General features: G+C 62.3%; 17 protein-coding genes, 1 tRNA gene and 1 pseudogene. 2 read left to right on the plus strand and 17 right to left on the minus strand.

The features are described 5' to 3' along the window. The 7 genes and pseudogenes from VGH68_RS05545 to VGH68_RS05575 all read right to left on the minus strand — a co-directional run. Window positions 1-128: pseudogene (locus VGH68_RS05545) on the minus strand (aminoacyl-tRNA hydrolase); the annotation flags it as partial. A 148-nt stretch (window positions 129-276) separates the two neighbouring features. Continuing rightward, entirely contained in the window at window positions 277-891 is a 615-nt protein-coding gene (locus tag VGH68_RS05550) for a 50S ribosomal protein L25/general stress protein Ctc (RefSeq protein WP_331602520.1), read from the minus strand. Between the two features lie 165 nt (window positions 892-1,056). Then, window positions 1,057-2,013 (minus strand): ribose-phosphate pyrophosphokinase, encoded by a 957-nt coding sequence (locus VGH68_RS05555; protein WP_062125957.1) that lies wholly within the window; start codon window positions 2,011-2,013, stop codon window positions 1,057-1,059. A 65-nt stretch (window positions 2,014-2,078) separates the two neighbouring features. Next, window positions 2,079-2,155: transfer RNA gene (locus VGH68_RS05560), tRNA-Gln, on the minus strand. A 52-nt stretch (window positions 2,156-2,207) separates the two neighbouring features. Then, the gene (ispE, locus tag VGH68_RS05565; RefSeq protein ID WP_331602521.1) at window positions 2,208-3,089 is read right to left on the minus strand and encodes a 4-(cytidine 5'-diphospho)-2-C-methyl-D-erythritol kinase; all 882 of its coding nucleotides are present in this window, start codon (window positions 3,087-3,089) and stop codon (window positions 2,208-2,210) included. Window positions 3,090-3,201: 112 nt separating this feature from the next. Beyond that, the gene (gene lolB, locus VGH68_RS05570; RefSeq protein WP_331602522.1) at window positions 3,202-3,834 is read right to left on the minus strand and encodes a lipoprotein insertase outer membrane protein LolB; all 633 of its coding nucleotides are present in this window, start codon (window positions 3,832-3,834) and stop codon (window positions 3,202-3,204) included. Next, window positions 3,834-5,675, minus strand: coding sequence for a tetratricopeptide repeat protein (locus tag VGH68_RS05575; RefSeq protein ID WP_331602523.1), 1,842 nt, complete (start codon window positions 5,673-5,675; stop codon window positions 3,834-3,836). Before VGH68_RS05575 ends, lolB begins: the two co-directional genes overlap by 1 nt. Before the next feature lie 88 nt (window positions 5,676-5,763). Between VGH68_RS05575 and mutM the strand changes: the two genes are divergently transcribed. Both mutM and mutY read left to right on the plus strand, forming a co-directional pair. After that, on the plus strand, window positions 5,764-6,594 hold the full coding sequence (gene mutM, locus VGH68_RS05580) for a bifunctional DNA-formamidopyrimidine glycosylase/DNA-(apurinic or apyrimidinic site) lyase (protein ID WP_331602524.1): 831 nt from the start codon (window positions 5,764-5,766) through the stop codon (window positions 6,592-6,594). Window positions 6,595-6,601: 7 nt separating this feature from the next. Then, complete coding sequence (gene mutY, locus VGH68_RS05585; protein ID WP_331602525.1) at window positions 6,602-7,747, plus strand: A/G-specific adenine glycosylase; 1,146 nt, start codon at window positions 6,602-6,604, stop codon at window positions 7,745-7,747. A 40-nt stretch (window positions 7,748-7,787) separates the two neighbouring features. On the opposite strand, the gene VGH68_RS05590 is transcribed toward mutY, so the two are convergent. The 10 genes from VGH68_RS05590 to VGH68_RS05635 all read right to left on the minus strand — a co-directional run. Beyond that, a complete protein-coding gene (locus VGH68_RS05590; RefSeq protein ID WP_331602526.1) occupies window positions 7,788-8,423 on the minus strand; it encodes an LON peptidase substrate-binding domain-containing protein in 636 nt (211 codons plus the stop codon). 39 nt (window positions 8,424-8,462) lie between these two features. Continuing rightward, window positions 8,463-9,356, minus strand: coding sequence for an RNase adapter RapZ (gene rapZ / locus VGH68_RS05595; RefSeq protein WP_331602528.1), 894 nt, complete (start codon window positions 9,354-9,356; stop codon window positions 8,463-8,465). 95 nt (window positions 9,357-9,451) lie between these two features. Further along, window positions 9,452-10,420: an HPr(Ser) kinase/phosphatase gene (hprK, locus tag VGH68_RS05600; protein ID WP_008921706.1), complete on the minus strand. Its 969-nt coding sequence runs from the start codon at window positions 10,418-10,420 to the stop codon at window positions 9,452-9,454. 83 nt (window positions 10,421-10,503) lie between these two features. After that, window positions 10,504-11,019, minus strand: coding sequence for a PTS sugar transporter subunit IIA (locus tag VGH68_RS05605; RefSeq protein WP_331602530.1), 516 nt, complete (start codon window positions 11,017-11,019; stop codon window positions 10,504-10,506). Between the two features lie 338 nt (window positions 11,020-11,357). Then, window positions 11,358-11,714, minus strand: a complete 357-nt coding sequence (gene hpf / locus VGH68_RS05610; RefSeq protein WP_233799906.1) for a ribosome hibernation-promoting factor, HPF/YfiA family — start codon at window positions 11,712-11,714, stop codon at window positions 11,358-11,360. A gap of 171 nt (window positions 11,715-11,885) precedes the next feature. Further along, window positions 11,886-13,403 carry an RNA polymerase factor sigma-54 gene (locus VGH68_RS05615; RefSeq protein ID WP_331602531.1) on the minus strand — a complete coding sequence of 506 codons (1,518 nt, stop codon included), beginning with the start codon at window positions 13,401-13,403 and terminating at the stop codon, window positions 11,886-11,888. Window positions 13,404-13,632: 229 nt separating this feature from the next. After that, window positions 13,633-14,409 carry an LPS export ABC transporter ATP-binding protein gene (lptB, locus tag VGH68_RS05620; protein ID WP_331602535.1) on the minus strand — a complete coding sequence of 259 codons (777 nt, stop codon included), beginning with the start codon at window positions 14,407-14,409 and terminating at the stop codon, window positions 13,633-13,635. A gap of 14 nt (window positions 14,410-14,423) precedes the next feature. After that, window positions 14,424-15,095, minus strand: a complete 672-nt coding sequence (gene lptA, locus VGH68_RS05625) for a lipopolysaccharide transport periplasmic protein LptA (protein WP_331602532.1) — start codon at window positions 15,093-15,095, stop codon at window positions 14,424-14,426. Window positions 15,096-15,124: 29 nt separating this feature from the next. Then, window positions 15,125-15,724 (minus strand): LPS export ABC transporter periplasmic protein LptC, encoded by a 600-nt coding sequence (lptC, locus tag VGH68_RS05630; RefSeq protein WP_331602533.1) that lies wholly within the window; start codon window positions 15,722-15,724, stop codon window positions 15,125-15,127. Next, on the minus strand, window positions 15,721-16,072 hold a 352-nt coding region (locus VGH68_RS05635), incomplete at its 5' end, for a KdsC family phosphatase (RefSeq protein WP_331602534.1). The genes VGH68_RS05635 and lptC, both read right to left, overlap by 4 nt.

Below are 16,072 nucleotides of genomic sequence, written 5' to 3' on the forward strand. Positions count from 1 at the left end.
CGCCGCTCGTCGCGCAGCGTCGTGGCTGCGTCGCGCGCCAGTTGATCGATGAGCCAGAAGCCGGCATTGTGCCGCGTCGCGGTGTATTCGGCGCCCGGATTGCCGAGCCCGACGATCAGCTTGATCATGATTGCGTGGATCCGTCTGGCCCGGCGGTACAACGCGGCCGGACCGAATAAGCCGAAAAAAAACCCGCCGGGGCGAACCTCGGCGGGTCACATCGACCGTTCCATTCGAACGGCTCGAGAGGATTGCTTGCTTGGGACCGAAAGGCTCTTAAGCAGCCGGCGTTTCGCCTTCAGCCGCAGCGGCATCTCCAGCGATGGCGCCAGCCGGGATCGTTGCAGCAGCGACCACCGGGTTTTCCGCGTCGACGTGAGCGACGAGCGCAACACCTGCCGGCAGCGCGATGTCCTTGGCGTGGACAGCTTGACCTGCTTCGATCTTCGCGAGGTCGACTTCGATGAACTCCGGCAGTGCCGACGGCAGGCACTCAACTTCCAGTTCATTGAGGACGTGCGAGATCACCGCGCTCGACAGCTTCACTGCCGGGTTGGATTCCTGGTTCATGAAGTGCAGCGGCACCTTGGTGTGCAGCTTCTTCGATGCGTCGACACGCTGGAAGTCCACGTGCAGCACGAGCTGACGGAACGGATGGTATTGCACGTCGCGCAGCAGAACCTGTTGCGACTTGCCAGCCACTTCGAGATCGAGGATCGACGAGTGGAAAACTTCCTTCTTGAGCGCATGCCACAGCGCGTTGTGATCGAGTTCGACCAGTTGCGTGTCAGCACCAGCGCCATAAACGATACCCGGGGTCTTGCCCGAGTTACGCAGGCGGCGGCTCGCACCCGTACCTTGCTGTGAACGCTCGAAAGCGATGACTTTCATGTTGAATCTCCAATGCACTGCCCGCGACCAGGCAGTAGAAACAGGGGCCTCGAAGCCGGAATGGCTGAGCCCCCGGGATAGCGGCACGAACCTTCGTCCGTTCATGCCGATTGTGCAACAACGCCGCGTGTCGCATGAAGCGATACGCGGCGTCTTCGCAAATACTTAACTTTCAGCGAATAGCGACATCACCGAATCGCCGCGACGGATGCGCGAGAAAGTTTCGGCGAGCAGACCGGCGCTCGTCAGCGAGCGGATCTTCGCGCAAGACCGGGCTTCTTCGCCGAGCGGGATCGTGTCCGTGACTACCAGTTCGTCGAGCGCTGAGGCTGCGATACGTTCGCCTGCGCCGCCCGACAGAACCGGGTGAGTGGCGTAGGCGAATACCTGCTTCGCACCGCGCTCCTTCAAAACTTGTGCGGCCTTGCACAGCGTGCCCGCCGTGTCGACCATATCGTCCATGATCACGCAGGTGCGACCTTCGACTTCACCGATGATGTTCATCACTTCGGCGACGTTCGCCTTCGGGCGACGCTTGTCGATGATCGCGAGATCGCAATTGAGCTGCTTCGCCAGTGCACGGGCGCGCACCACGCCGCCGACGTCCGGCGATACGACCAACAGGTTCTCGTAGTTCTGCTTGCGCAAATCACCGAGCAACACCGGCGTTGCGTAGATATTGTCGACCGGAATGTCGAAGAAGCCTTGAATCTGGTCGGCGTGCAGATCCATCGTGATAATCCGCTCGACGCCGGCAATTTCCAGCATGTTCGCGACGACCTTCGCCGAGATGGCGACGCGCGCAGAGCGCGGGCGTCGATCCTGACGGGCATAACCGAAGTAGGGAATGGCTGCGGTGATCCGGCCAGCAGATGCGCGCTTGAGCGCATCGACCATGATCATCAGTTCCATCAGATTGTCGTTCGTCGGTGCACACGTGGATTGCAGGACGAAGACATCCTTGCCGCGCACGTTTTCCTGAATCTCGACCTGGATTTCACCGTCCGAGAAACGGCTGACCATTGCTTTGCCGAGGGGAATACCGAGATTTTTGACGACTTCCTGTGCAAGCGCAGGATTTGCGTTGCCAGTAAAAACCATCAGGCCGTCATGGCTGCTCATCGTGCACCTACTTCAGGCTAAGGCGAGGGAGAATGTGAGTTACAGCGGCGAACTGCGAGAATTTTTGGCAGGGGAGAAAGGATTCGAACCTTTGCATGCCGGAATCAAAATCCGGTGCCTTAACCAGCTTGGCGACTCCCCTACGCTACTCTGAGCTCCGGCGAACGTGGAGTTTCGTTCGACGATGCAAAACCTTATGACGCGAAGGCAAAGAGTGGATGCTTATCAAGACCGGCGGCAACTGCGCTGTTCCATTCGCCCGGCAGTTTGGCTTGCGCCGCTTCTGCTTCAGCTTTACTACGGAACGCTGCAAAAACACTTGCACCGGACCCGGACATCCGCGCCGGTGCGACGCTTTCGAACCATCGCAACACTTGCGCTACTTCCGCATACTTTTCTACGACAACTTGCTGCATGTCATTGCGGCCGAAACTTTCTGGCCATTCAGTGTTGCAGCTAAGTTCTGTAGGAAAGTCCGTAATTATGAGAGGCTTTGAATCTCTTGTCAACGATTCTTCGGAAAAAATCGCTGCAGTTGGGACCTGCACCCTCGGCGTTACTATCAGAAAGTGACGCGGCGGCAATTGTACAACGTCCAAAGCTTCCCCGACACCCTCTGCAAACGCATTTTTTCCGAACACAAAAAAAGGCACGTCTGCACCGAGTTTCAACGCAAGATCCTGCAGTTCCTCGCGGGGAAGGCCGAGCTTCCATAGGCGATTGAGCGCGAGCAGAGTCGTTGCCGCGTCTGAGCTGCCGCCCCCAAGACCGGCGCCCATCGGCAGGCGCTTGTCGATTTCGATATCGACACCTTCGCGCGAACCCGTATGAGTTTTCAGCAGCTTCGCGGCGCGCACGGTGAGGTCCTGCTCGGGCGGCACGTCGGTGATTTCGGTGCTGCGCGTGACAAGCCCGTCTTTACGTCGCGTGAAGTGCAGCACGTCGCCCCAGTCGAGCAACTGGAAGACCGTTTGCAGCGTGTGATAACCATCCGGCCGGCGGCCGGTGATGTGCAGGAAGAGATTCAGTTTCGCCGGCGCGAGGCAGTCGCGCAGGGAATCGGTTGTTTCGATCATGAGTGAAGGCTGGGCGCGCCAAGGTAGCGCCAAACGAGCAACAAAGCGGGCAACGGGATTGCGGGAGAGCGGCGCGAACCGATGCTGGCGCGCAAGCCACGGCAAAAGCAGGTCACTGGTCCAGCACCAGCTTGATATCGAGCGGTGGCTCCGAGCGGCTCAGGTTGACGCGCTTCACGCCGGTGGCCGGTGCATCTGCGTACGCGACATAGTCAATCGTCCAGCCGTCCTGGGTGATCTGCTTCAAATGCGACGGCTGATCGGGATCCTTCTCCGTCGTCGCGCGGGATGTGGGCGCGGGCGAAGGCTGTAGCCAGTAGCGCAGCCCTTCGACTGGCAGCGCAAAGCCGAGCGCGTTCTGCATCAGTGTTGAGACGTTGTCCGCGGTGAGTGGCGGACGGTTCGGCAATTCGAGCGTGGCCGACGCCGGCGACGATGTCACGATCGCGAGCGTCTGGCCAAGCGGATTGCGCAGTTGAAGCGTGACCGTGTTGCCTGTTTCCTGCCACGAGAAGTTGCCGTAAGCGTTGCGCTGCTGGCCATTCTGATCGTTGTACTGGACGGCGAAACGGCCTTGATAGGAGCGGCTGGTTTGCGCGGTGACTTCCGTTGCGGCTTTCGATGTGGACGGGCCCGCCGGTTTCACCGAAGCACAGCCGGACAGTGCGACAACCGCTGCCGCCGCGAAGCCGAGCGCCATGCCGCGCGGCGCCGGGGAGAAAGAAATGAAACGGGAAAGACGCATCAAAGATCGTTTACCTGAAGACGTTGTAACGTTTTGACGAGCGTGTCGTTGTTGGGTTCGAGCTTGCGCGCGTCGCGGAATGCGGCGCGCGCCTGGTCCTGCTCACCGGCCTTCCACAGCACTTCGCCGAGGTGTGCGCCGATTTCGGCGTTGGGCTGGATGCTGTACGCCTTGCGCAGCAGCTTGATCGCATCGGCCGTGTCGCCCATCCGGTATTTGACCCAGCCCACGCTGTCCATGATGAACGCGTCGTTCGGCGCAAGCGCCGACGCCTTCTCGACCAGCTGGTCCGCTTCTGGCAGGCGCTGGTTGCGATCGGCGAGCGAATAGCCGAGCGCGTTGTAAGCCTGCGGATTGTCCGGCTGGGTCTGGATGAGTTTGCGCAGCTGCGCTTCCATGACGTCGAAATGGCCGGTTTTTTCGGCGGCCATCGCGTAGTCGTAGGTCAGGTCGGGGTCATCCGGGAAGTTTGCCGTGGCTTGCTGCAGGCGTTGCTCCGCTTCCTGATAGTGCTTCGCGTCGAACAGGATCGCCGCGTCGGTGCGGACAATCAACGCTGCGTCGCGCGGATCGGAGACCTGTAGATTGGCGAGCAGCTTGCGCGCGTCTTCAGTCCTGCCTTGCTTCGCGAGCAGTTGCGCACGCGTAATCTGCGCGGGAATGTATTGCTGGCTTGTCGGCGAGATCCTGTTCAGCCAGTCGCTTGCCGCCATCTCGTTCTTCTGTTCGAGAGACAGCTGCGCGAGGTAGATGTAAGCCTGGCCAGGATCCGCGCCGGGCGTTTTTTCCGCCTGCTGCGCGTACTGCATCAGATACGTTTGCGCGTCGGCAAAGTTCTTCTGCTGGATCTTGATCAGCCCGAGCGCCATCAGCGGCGTCAGGTCGTTCGAGTTCGCCTTGCGCATCAGCTCGAACTGCTTCTGCGCGTCGTCGAGACGGTCGCTCGCGAGATACATTTGCGCGAGCGCGAGCCGTGCGTCATGCGATTTCGGATTCTGCTGCACGTACTTTTCGAGCGACGCGATAGCTTCCTGACGCTCTTCCGGGCCCATCTGCGACAGCATCAGCGCGGCCGGCAGGTAATCGGGCTTCAGCGTTAGGGCCTGCTCGAGCGACTTGCGCGCGCCCGGTGCGTCGTTTGCCACAAGCTGCTGGCGCGCGACAGCGAGTTGCGCTTCCGGCCGGTTCATGTCGTTCTTCAGCAGATCCTGCAATACATGCAGGCCGCCGATCCGGTTTGGGCCGCGCGAGAGCAGCAGTTGCAGCGCGAGGACTGCGCTGCCGCGATTTTCGTCAGGCACCTTCGCGAGTTCACGCGACAGGATCGGCGCTGCGTCGTCGGGCTTGCCCGACAGCACGAGCAGCGATGCATCCAGCTGCGCGGCGCGCTCGGAACTGGGCGCGTATTGCTGCCACAATTGCGCGGCGGCGAGCGCGTCCGTCGGGCTTTGCGCGGCCAGCGCGATTTCAGTGGCACGTTGCGCCATGCGCGGGTCGTGCGTGTCACGCGCAAGCGCAAGGTAAGTTTGATAGGCGGGTGCAGGCTGGTCGCGTTGCAACGCGATTTCGGCGGCTAACACCTGGAAGACGATCTGGCTCGACAGGGGCACGCCCGGCAGCGACTTCTCGTCTTCAGCCGTTGCCGGACCCAATGGGTCCGGCAACGTGACCGACGTGTCGTCCGAATCCGGCGCGGGGTCCTGCGCATGCGCGGGCATCGCCGCAAGCGCCCACAATGCGAGCGCTGCGGCACCAAGCATCCGGCGAGCGGACACCGTTTGCGGCGCGTGGGACACGCGCGCGAGGCGCCTTGAAAGCAGCTTCACGAAGGACACGTTCATGGAAATCCGTTCAATGTTTCAGTCGATTGTAACGCGCTCGCTACAATACGCGCACAACCACTGACGCAAGTAGCGGACCATTCGAAAAATGCCAGAGTTGCCAGAAGTCGAGGTTACCCGACGAGGGATCGAACCGTATGTGTCCGGGCGCAAAGTTGAGCGTGTCGACGTGCGTACGGCCGCATTGCGCTGGCCGATTCCCGCCGACCTTGCGAAAACCTTGCGTGGCCACGTGGTGCGCAAAGTGGCGCGGCGCGGCAAGTATCTGCTATTCGAAACCGACGCGGGCTGGTTCATTGTGCACCTGGGTATGACCGGCACGCTGCGGGTGCTGCGTCACGTGCCAAATCCGCCGGCCGCGGCAAAGCACGACCACATCGACTGGATCTTCGACGAATTCGTGCTGCGCTACCGCGATCCACGGCGTTTCGGCGCGGTCTTGTGGCATCCGCGGGAAGCCGGCGACGTCCTTGCTCATCCGCTGCTCGCGGGGCTCGGCGTCGAACCTTTCTCGCCGGCGTTTTCGGGCGCGCTGCTGCACCGGTTGACGCGCGGGCGCAAGGTGTCGGTGAAGCAGGCGCTGCTGGCCGGCGATCTCGTGGTCGGCGTGGGCAACATTTACGCGTCGGAGAGCCTCTTTCGCGCGGGCATCCGGCCGACCACCGCGGCGGGCCGCGTGTCGCTCGTGCGGTATGAACTGCTGGCCGATGCCGTGCGCGTGACGCTCGCCGCCGCGATCGACAAGGGCGGCAGCACGTTGCGCGATTTCGTCGGCAGCGACGGCGAAAGCGGCTATTTCCAGCTCGACTACTTCGTCTATGATCGCGCGGGCCTGCCATGCCGCGTGTGCGGAACGCCAATCAAACAGATCGTGCAGGGGCAACGCTCCACGTACTTCTGTCCCACCTGCCAGCGCTAGATTTTCGATGCCCTCCCGTCTGACTCCGTCTACCAGTTCGCGCCCGAACTCACGCAGCACCCCGGCCGGCGGCATACCCGCGTTCGCCCCACTGCCGGACTTTTCCGCACGCCTCATCGCGTGGCAACGCCAGCACGGCCGCCACGATCTGCCCTGGCAGAACACGCGCGATCCATACCGGATCTGGCTGTCGGAAATCATGCTGCAGCAGACCCAGGTGTCGACGGTGATTCCGTACTACGCGAAGTTCCTGGCGCGCTTCCCGGACGTCGCCGCGCTCGCCGCCGCGCCATCCGATGACGTGATGGCGCTGTGGGCCGGTCTCGGTTACTACACGCGCGCGCGCAATCTGCATCGCTGCGCGCAGGTCGTCGTCGAGCAGCATGGCGGCGCGTTTCCGGCTTCGGTCGACGAGCTCGCGGAGCTGCCGGGCATCGGCCGCTCGACCGCCGCGGCGATTGCATCGTTTGCATTCGGCGCGCGCGCGACGATTCTCGACGGCAACGTGAAGCGCGTGCTCGCGCGCGTATTCGGTGTTGAAGGATTTACGGGAGAAAAGAAAGTCGAAAACGCGATGTGGACGCTCGCGGAATCGCTGTTGCCGTCGAATGCATCGAACGACGACGTAAGCGCGTACACGCAGGGGCTGATGGATCTCGGCGCGACGCTATGCGTGCGCGGCAAGCCGGACTGCGCGCGTTGTCCGTTCGCCGTCGATTGCGTCGCCAACATGACCGGGCGTCAGCGCGAACTGCCCACCGCGCGGCCGAAGAAAGCGGTGCCGACGCGCCGCACGTGGATGCTGGTGTTGCGCGACGGCGATGCGGTGATGCTTGAGCGGCGCCCGCCGTCGGGTATCTGGGGTGGGCTGTGGAGCCTGCCCGAAGCCGCCGACGAAACGTCGCTCGTCGAGCGCGCGCGCGCCTTCGGCAGCGATGGCGCGGTGTCGGCACTCGCGCCGTTTTCGCACGTATTCACCCATTTCAAGCTCGATATCGAGCCGCGCATCGCGGAACTCGATCGTGGCGCCGGCGCATTGGCGGCGCTCAACGATGCGGACACGGCATGGGTCGCGCCTCGCGATCTCGATTCGTTCGGTGTGCCGGCGCCTGTGCGCAAGCTGCTCGACAGTCTGCGGGGTTCGTTGATCTAGCGCGGCGGGTGTGACTAGGGCGATGCGTGCGCGAGCGCCGTCATAGCAGCTGATGCTGCTGCATATAGTGATGCACGATGTCGATGCGCGCGCCGGCATCCGTCAGTTCCATCAGTTTCTGGCGGGCGCGCAACGCGATCGGCAGTACTTCGGCGAGCCGGTTCGATACCCACGACGGGTCGCCGAGCCTGAACGGCTCCGCGAACGGCAAACCCTCCGGATCGCGTTCGCGAATCGTCGCGATGATTCGTTCGAGCACTTCCGCGCAGGCGCCGAATTTGGCGAGCAGATCGTTGCCTTCGAGCGGCAGGTCGTCGGCGAGCGGCTCGGCCATGCCGACCAGCAGACCGCTCGCTTCGACGCGATGCGACAACAGACGAAAGCGCCTGGTGCCGCGCGCGCGAATCAGCAGCATGCCGAACGCTTCGACATCGCACTCGTCGATTTCGGCCAGGCAGCCGATCGCTTCGGGCACCGAAGGCTCTTCCTCGCGAGCCACTTCCGCGCCGCTTTTCAGCATGCAGACACCGAACGGGGTTTTTTCTCGCAGGCACTCGCGCGCCATGTCGAGGTAGCGCGCTTCGAATATCTTCAGCGGCAGCAAGCCATCGGGAAACAGTACCGTATGCAGCGGAAATAGCGGCAAATCGGCGTACACAGTAGCGGTAGAGGACATGGCGCAACGCTTCGGGTTAAGGCCGCGCGATGCGGCCGGTTAAGCCACCAGCTTCGATGATTCGCCGACGTCGATCGGCGCATCGCGGTGCCGCACGATCACATTCGCCGATGTTGCGAGACGCGCGGCAAGCGTCTCTGCGATGAACACCGAGCGGTGCTGGCCGCCCGTGCAACCAATGGCGACGGTCAGGTAGCTGCGATTGTCGTCGCGAAAATGCGGCAGCCACTTGGCGAGATACTTCTCGATGTCGTCGATCATTTCGTGGACGACCGGCTGCGCATCGAGAAAATCCATCACCGGTTTGTCGAGGCCGGTGAGCGGCCTCAATTCATGATCGTAGTACGGGTTCGGCAGCGTGCGTACGTCGAAGACGAAATCCGCGTCGAGCGGCACGCCGCGTTTGAAACCGAACGACTCGAACATCAGCACGAGCCCGGAGGCCTCCTGCTCGATGAAGCGCTTGACCCATGCGCGCAGCACGTTCGCGCGCAGATTGCTGGTGTCGATCTGATGACCGAATTCGGCCATCCCCGCGACGAGTTCGCGCTCCCGTTCGATCGCTTCGGCGAGCGATGTGAGCAGGCCAACGTCCGCGTCGTGCGCGGGGGAGCCGGACAGCGGATGACGGCGGCGCGTTTCGGAGAAGCGTTGAATCAGCGACTGCGTACTTGCGCTCAGGAACAGTACGCGCACGTCATGCGAGCGCTTGAGGTCGCGGATCATCGCGGGCATCTCGTCGAGCGACGAACCGGAACGTGCGTCGATCGCGACCGCGAGACGATCCTGGCCGTCTTCGGCGAGATAGGTGGCGAGCTGGGGCAGAAAGCGCGGCGGCAGATTGTCGACGCAGTAATAGCCCGCGTCTTCAAGCGCGTTCAGGGCAACCGACTTGCCGGAGCCAGATTTACCGGTGATCAGAATTATGCGCATGGAGTCGTCGAAACGGTACGTTTCATCATAGCATCTGGCCTCCGTGCATGTACCCGCGGGCCGCCCTGTGCCGCGGCCGCGTCTGGCGCCGGCGGTTAGATCAATTTGCCGGGAAACTGGCTGTCGGGATCTTGCATCGCGAGCCGTTGCCGATCCATGAAATCGCGCAGTGTATCGATGCCGCGCAGTTGCAGGATCGTGTTGCGTACGGCCGCTTCGACCAGCACCGCGAGGTTGCGGCCCGCGGCCACCTGGATCGTGACCTTGCTGATCGGCAGGCCGAGCACGTCGACGGTCTGGCTTTCCAGCGGCAGCCGCTGGAATTCGCCGTCCGGGCGGCGCACCAGTTGCACGATCAGCTTCAATTTCATTTTGCGGCGTACGGCCGTTTCACCGAAGATCGTCTTGATGTCGAGCAGACCGAGGCCGCGCACTTCCAGCAGATTCTGCAGCAGCGGCGGGCAGCGCCCTTCGACGAAGTCCGGGCCGAGGCGTACGAAATCGACCGCGTCGTCGGCAACGAGTCCGTGGCCACGGCTGATCAGCTCGAGTCCGAGTTCGCTCTTGCCGAGGCCGGAGTCGCCCGTGAGCAGCACGCCCATGCCGAGGATGTCGAGAAACACGCCGTGCAGCGTCGCGCGCGGCGCGAGAATGCGTGACATGTATAGACGCAGGCTGTCGATCACCGCGGCGGCCGAAGTCGGCGTCGTGAACAGCGGCGTGGATGAGCGGGTGCAACGCAGCACCAGTTCCGGCGGCGCCGCGACGCCGCCCGCGACGACCAGAAACGGCGGCTCCAGCGCGATCAGCTCGGCCATGTGGCGCGAGCGGTCTTCGTCGGTCTGGCGTTTGTAATAGTCGATTTCGGCGTCGCCGAGCACCTGGATCCGGTTAGGGTGGATCAAGTTCAAATGGCCAACCAGGTCGGCGCTCGACGTCGCATTGGCGACCGACTCCGAAGAAAACCCGCGTTCCCAGCCTTCATGCCCGGTCAGCCAGCTGAGCTTCAGCATGGCGGCGTTGTCGTCGAAAATGCTTTGGGCGTTGATACTGGACGTATCCATGAGTCAGTGACTCCACTGTGAGCCGCTTGCCGGGCCTCGTCTGCGCGTATGCGCGTGCGTGCGAATTTACCGCCGCGGATGTATCAAGGTTGCCACTGAGTGAGCAGGCGATGCAACGATTCGCGGTCTTCTTCCGTGTGCAGACGCTCGCGGGCGTCGCGATCGGACAGCAACTGAGCGATCTCGGAAAGGATTTCGAGGTGCTGCTGGGTGGCCTGTTCGGGCACGAGCAGAAAAATCAGCAGCGAAACCGGCTGACCGTCCGGTGCTTCGAACGGAATAGGTTCGGCAAGGCGGACGAATGCGGCGAGCGGCTGCTTCAGGCCTTTGATCCGCCCATGCGGAATCGCGACGCCTTCGCCAAGCCCCGTGGAACCGAGGCGTTCTCGTGCAAAAAGATTGTCAGTGACGGTACTGCGGGCGATGCCGTTCTGGTTCTCGAAGATCAGGCCCGCTTGCTCGAACACGCGTTTCTTGCTGGTGACCGATAGTCCGATGACGACGTTCTCGAGGGGAAGAAATTTGGCTAAACGATTCATGTTGACAGGCGAAAACGTGGCCTGATATCTCCCCACCGGGGCGGTTGAGTGGCGTTCCATTCGTTCGATGCTCGCGAAACGTGCTGTGGTGAGCGTCGCAAGAAAAGCGAGACTCCGGCCGGCCGTGTTCGGTGAGAGCAGGCTTGACCCCGATGGTAACCGGAACATTATAGATCAGGGTGAGAGCCGATGGTGCGGCGCGCCATTCATGCATATCAGCTTTTTCACCGGTTACGAATAGGTGCTTGCCGCATTGCGCCACGCGGCGGGAAGTTGCGCGAAGCGGCTCGACGAGCTGTGAGTGCGATACGCGTAACGTCCCGGCTCAAACGAAAAACCGCCCGGTTGCGGGCGGTTCAGCGTGATCGAGGAAAATGAGAAATCCCCTCTGATCTCTCCTATTGCGGAGGCACGTCCTGTTGCGGTGCCGGCTGATACTTGATCGCTTCATGCTGATGACCTTGCAGACGATCCTTGTGCCGTATCACCTGTCTGTCGAGCTTGTCGATCATCAGATCGATGGCAGCGTACAAATCACTGTCACAACTCTCGACGAAGATATCTTTACCCTTTAGATGGAGGTTGATCTCAACCTTCTGACGCTTGTCCTTTTCCTTATGGTTGTCGACCGAGAGGACCACACTGCCGTCGATGACCTGATCGAAATGTCTTAGCACCCTATCCAGTTTGGTGATCACGTATTCGCGCAACGCAGGCGTTACTTCGAGGTGGTGTCCACTGATCTTGAGATTCATAGTGCTTCTCCAAGCTAATGGCCGCTTGTTCCGCACGATGACAAAAGGTCCGGTCGATCTGACGGCTTGCCTATGTCGCCCCCCGGTGACTGACATCTGGCAGGTCGCAGCGGCCGGCCTGTCCGCCACGCGCGGAGCGGCCGGTAAATGCCCGCTGCAAAAGGCGGCGGGCTACAGAGACTTGCGCAGGTTGACTGCCGGGATCCTGAGCGCTTCGCGGTATTTCGCAACGGTACGACGTGCGACCACGAAGCCCTGTTCCGCCAGCAGTTCGGCTATGCGACTGTCTGAAAGTGGCGATTTCGGGTTTTCCGCTCCTATCAGTTGTTTGATCAGCGCGCGAATGGCCGTGGATGAGGCCGCGCCGCCGGTGTCGGTTGAAACGTGCGAGCCGAAGAAATACTTGAATTCCAGCGTCCCGAATGGGGTCAGCATGTATTTACCGGTTGTCACACGCGAGACAGTCGACTCGTGTAGGCCCAGCGTATCAGCAATTTCCCGCAAAACCAAGGGGCGCATCGCGATTTCGCCGTGCACAAAAAAGCTCTTCTGACGCTCGACGATCGCCTGCGCAACCCGCAGGATTGTCTCGAAACGCTGCTGGATATTCTTGATCAGCCAACGCGCTTCCTGCAGTTGCTGGCGCAACGAACCGCTGCCGGGATCGCCCCGGTTATTGCGCAGAATATTCGCGTACAGATGGTTAATGCGCAGCTTCGGCACCACTTCGGGATTCAGCTCGGCTTGCCAGCCCTGTGCCGTTCTGCGCACCATGATGTCGGGCACCACATAGTCCGCCTCGGCCTTGCCGTAGGCTGCTCCCGGAAATGGTTCGAGCGAGCGGATCAGCAGATGCGCGTCGCGCAGGTCGTCGTCGCTCGCCTTCAGATGCTTGCGCAGGCGCGTGAAGTCGCGCGCGGCGAGCAGTTCCAGGTGATGGCCGACAATGTCTAGCGCGAGCGTGCGCGTGGGCGATGGGTCGAGCCGCAGCAGCTGCAGCTTCAGACATTCGGACGCGGAGCGCGCGCCGACCCCGGCCGGGTCGAAGCTATGCAGCAGTGCAAGCGCGGCGTTGAGTTCGTCGATATCGACTTCGAGCTCTTCGGGCAGGTCGGCGAGCACCTCCTCGAAACTGGCGGCGAGGTAGCCGTCGTCGTCGAGCGATTCGATCAGAAATGTGATGAGCGCGCGGTCGCGCGGGCCGGCCTGGGTGACGCGCAGTTGCGCCATCAGGTGATCGCGTAGCGACGTGCTCGATTCGTGGATTTGCAGCGGAGGGAGGTCGTCGTCGTCCGACGCGGTGCCGGAGCGGCCATAGTCGTCGAGGTTCCATTGCGACGAGTCGCTGCTGCCGTCGCCGGCGAGGCCGTTGTATTCGTCGACACTTTGCGGCTCGCCATTGTCGGCGCGCTCGCCGTTCGAGTCGGACGAGCCGGAACCGTTGCCGGTCATCGAATCGGCCGGCGCCGAAGAGCCAGGCGTCTGCGTGATCAACGACCCGTCAGCCGCCACCCGCAACGGACTCGCGATCCAGTCGTCCTCGTTTTCGAGGAGCGGATTTTGCGAGATCGCCATTGCGACTTCCTGCTGCAGTTCGAGCGTAGACAACTGGAGCAGGCGGATGGACTGCTGCAGTTGTGGCGTCAGCGCGAGATGCTGCGATAGGCGGAGTTGGAGGCTGGCTTTCATGGCAAGTTGAGATTCATTGTAGAGAGTTTGCCACGAGCGCGATACCTTGCGGCAGTCGCAATTTGCGGATACGTCCCTTTCCGGCGCCGCGAAGCGGCAGCCGGATGGCGGTCGAGAATGCAGGGGGTGTCGATGCCGCGAGGGATGCGGCGAGCTGTGCCGGTGCCGCAAAAGACCAGCGATGAAATCCGCCCATCCATGCTTGCCCGGCTGACTCTCTCGCGCGTACTTACATGCGGAAGTGTTCGCCGAGATAGACGCGGCGCACGCTTTCGTTCTCGATGATTTCGCTGGGCGCGCCGGCGGCGAGCACGCTGCCGTCGCTGATGATGTATGCGTGATCGCAGATGCCGAGCGTTTCGCGCACGTTGTGGTCGGTAATCAGGACGCCGATATTGCGCTGCTTCAGAAACTTGACGATCTTCTGAATTTCCAGCACGGCGATCGGATCAACCCCCGCGAACGGTTCGTCGAGCAGAATGAAACTCGGGTTGGTGGCCAATGCGCGGGCGATTTCGACCCGGCGACGCTCGCCGCCCGATAGCGACAGCGCCGGATTCTCGCGCAGATGCGCGATCTGAAGTTCGTCCAGCAGCGCTTCGGTGCGCGAAGTGATCGCGTCCTTGCTGAGCCGCTTGCCGTCTTCTTCGTGCTGCAATTGAAGCACCGCGCGAATGTTTTCCTCGACGCTCAATTTGCGGAACACCGAGGCTTCCTGCGGCAGATACGACAGGCCGAGCGACGCGCGCTTGTGGATGGGTAGCAGGCTGATCGATTTGCCGTCCAGATCGATTTCACCCGCATCGAGCGGCACGAGACCGACGATCATATAGAACGAGGTGGTCTTGCCGGCGCCGTTCGGACCGAGCAGCCCGACCACTTCGCCGCTTTTCACGTCGAGCGACACGTCCTTGACGACCGTGCGCGAGCCATAACGCTTCTTCAGATTGCGCACGGCCAGCGAGCTGCTGGTACCGGCCGGCTTGCGATGCGGGAGGGGCGTGATGTTGCTGGCGATGCTCACTGGTTCGGCGCTCCCTGGATCGTGGTGGACGGCGCGAGCGCCGCCGACGCGCCAGTCAGCGGCGCGGCCGAGCCGTTGCGCGGCGCGAGCATCGCCCGCACCCGGCCAGTCGGGTTGCCCGGGCTGGCGACGTCCTTGCCGGCCTTCGCGGTATAGAAGTCGTTTTGGCCGTCGTACGTGATGACGCTGCCGTGCACCTGGTCGAGCAGCGTCGTCATGCTTTGCAGGCGGCGCACCGTCGCATTCGTCGTGAGCGTGGTCAGGTCCTGCTTGCCGTCATAGTCGATGCGCACTGCCGTGCCTTCGATGTACTCGTCGAGCCCTTCGCGCTTCTGGCGGAAATACGACAGGTTGCTGCCGCTCGAGATGCCGGTCGCGTACTGGTAGCCCTGCGGATCCTGCGACACTTCGACCCGATCGGCCTTGATCAGGATCGTCCCTTTGGTAGCGACCACATGGCCGGTAAAGATACTGACCTGCCGCAGGTCGTCGTAAGTCATGTTGTCCGCTTCGATGTTCAGCGGCTTGTCCTTGTCGGCGCGGTCCGCATGCGCGAACGGCGCGAAACCGGCGAGCGGAAGCGCGACGACGAGCGCAGCAAGTCCGGCGCGCCACGCGGAAAGTGCGCGCAAGCGGCCAGTATCAAAACGGGGGAGCGATTCGTTCATGCAGTCACGCCTGGAATGAATGGCCCGGGTTAGCGGGGCGAGCCGCCGCCGGCGTCGGTCGCGGCGATGGCGCCTCTTACATTGCCGAACAACTGCATAACCCGGGTGACGTTGTTGTATTTCATGCCGCTGGCAGTCATCACCGACGTGCCGCGCTGAAGTTTAACTGGCTTTTCAGTCTCGATCACATCGTCGTTGACGAGGACCCTGAAATGCTCGGAATCGGCCTGCATCTGCGGATCGCCGTTGCCCGGCGCGCGCAGGATACGGGCATTGCCGTACAGATTGACGAGCGACGCGTCCGCGTTGACCGTGCCGGTGTCGCCGGTCGCGGTGACGATCGGCTTGCCGGGCTGGAACGCGCGCATCGCCGGCTTCACGAGGTCGCTCATTTCGTCGTCCTCGTAATGGATCAGCGATTGCGCGGTCAGCCGGTATTGCGTCGCGCCCGACTGGTCGAGTTCCGAAACCGAGAAGTTGTCCGCGAAGTAATCCGGCGTGTGCTCCTTCGGGCGCGCCACGTCTTCATTCCGGCGCGGCAGCGTGGCTTGCAGGAGCCACCAGGTGATGCCGGCGAGCGCCGCCATCGCGATTAGCGGAATCAACGAAGTCAGACGAAACTGGTTCATCCGACCAGACCTCGTTGCTCGCCACTGCAGGCCGCTGCGAGCAGTGCTTCATATTTGTGCTGCGCGCGCAGCAGCGTGTCGCACACTTCGCGGGCCGCCCCATAACCGCCGCGCGCTTCGCTGACCCAGTGCGCGCGCGCGATCACCTCGGGATGCGAATTGGCCGGCGCGGCCGCGAAGCCGACCCGCAGCATCACGGCCAGATCAACCCAGTCGTCGCCCATGTAGCCGCATTCGTCTGCGCTCAGGCCGGTTTGCTCGAGCAGATCGGCGAATGCCGCCGGCTTGTCCTGCACGCCCTGATACACGTGCGCGATGTTCATTTCCTTGACCCGCGCCGCCACGATG

It is taken from the genome of Paraburkholderia sp. (genome assembly GCF_036488505.1).
Lineage (GTDB): Bacteria > Pseudomonadota > Gammaproteobacteria > Burkholderiales > Burkholderiaceae > Paraburkholderia.

Coding starts and splice junctions, on each gene's coding strand:
- VGH68_RS05550 (WP_331602520.1), bottom strand. CDS start 891: ATGAAAGTCATCGCTTTCGAGCGTTCACAGCAAGGTACGGGTGCGAGC.
- VGH68_RS05555 (WP_062125957.1), bottom strand. CDS start 2,013: ATGAGCAGCCATGACGGCCTGATGGTTTTTACTGGCAACGCAAATCCT.
- ispE (WP_331602521.1), bottom strand. CDS start 3,089: ATGATCGAAACAACCGATTCCCTGCGCGACTGCCTCGCGCCGGCGAAA.
- lolB (WP_331602522.1), bottom strand. CDS start 3,834: ATGCGTCTTTCCCGTTTCATTTCTTTCTCCCCGGCGCCGCGCGGCATG.
- VGH68_RS05575 (WP_331602523.1), bottom strand. CDS start 5,675: ATGAACGTGTCCTTCGTGAAGCTGCTTTCAAGGCGCCTCGCGCGCGTG.
- mutM (WP_331602524.1), top strand. CDS start 5,764: ATGCCAGAGTTGCCAGAAGTCGAGGTTACCCGACGAGGGATCGAACCG.
- mutY (WP_331602525.1), top strand. CDS start 6,602: ATGCCCTCCCGTCTGACTCCGTCTACCAGTTCGCGCCCGAACTCACGC.
- VGH68_RS05590 (WP_331602526.1), bottom strand. CDS start 8,423: ATGTCCTCTACCGCTACTGTGTACGCCGATTTGCCGCTATTTCCGCTG.
- rapZ (WP_331602528.1), bottom strand. CDS start 9,356: ATGCGCATAATTCTGATCACCGGTAAATCTGGCTCCGGCAAGTCGGTT.
- hprK (WP_008921706.1), bottom strand. CDS start 10,420: ATGGATACGTCCAGTATCAACGCCCAAAGCATTTTCGACGACAACGCC.
- VGH68_RS05605 (WP_331602530.1), bottom strand. CDS start 11,019: ATGGAACGCCACTCAACCGCCCCGGTGGGGAGATATCAGGCCACGTTT.
- hpf (WP_233799906.1), bottom strand. CDS start 11,714: ATGAATCTCAAGATCAGTGGACACCACCTCGAAGTAACGCCTGCGTTG.
- VGH68_RS05615 (WP_331602531.1), bottom strand. CDS start 13,403: ATGAAAGCCAGCCTCCAACTCCGCCTATCGCAGCATCTCGCGCTGACG.
- lptA (WP_331602532.1), bottom strand. CDS start 15,095: ATGAACGAATCGCTCCCCCGTTTTGATACTGGCCGCTTGCGCGCACTT.
- lptC (WP_331602533.1), bottom strand. CDS start 15,724: ATGAACCAGTTTCGTCTGACTTCGTTGATTCCGCTAATCGCGATGGCG.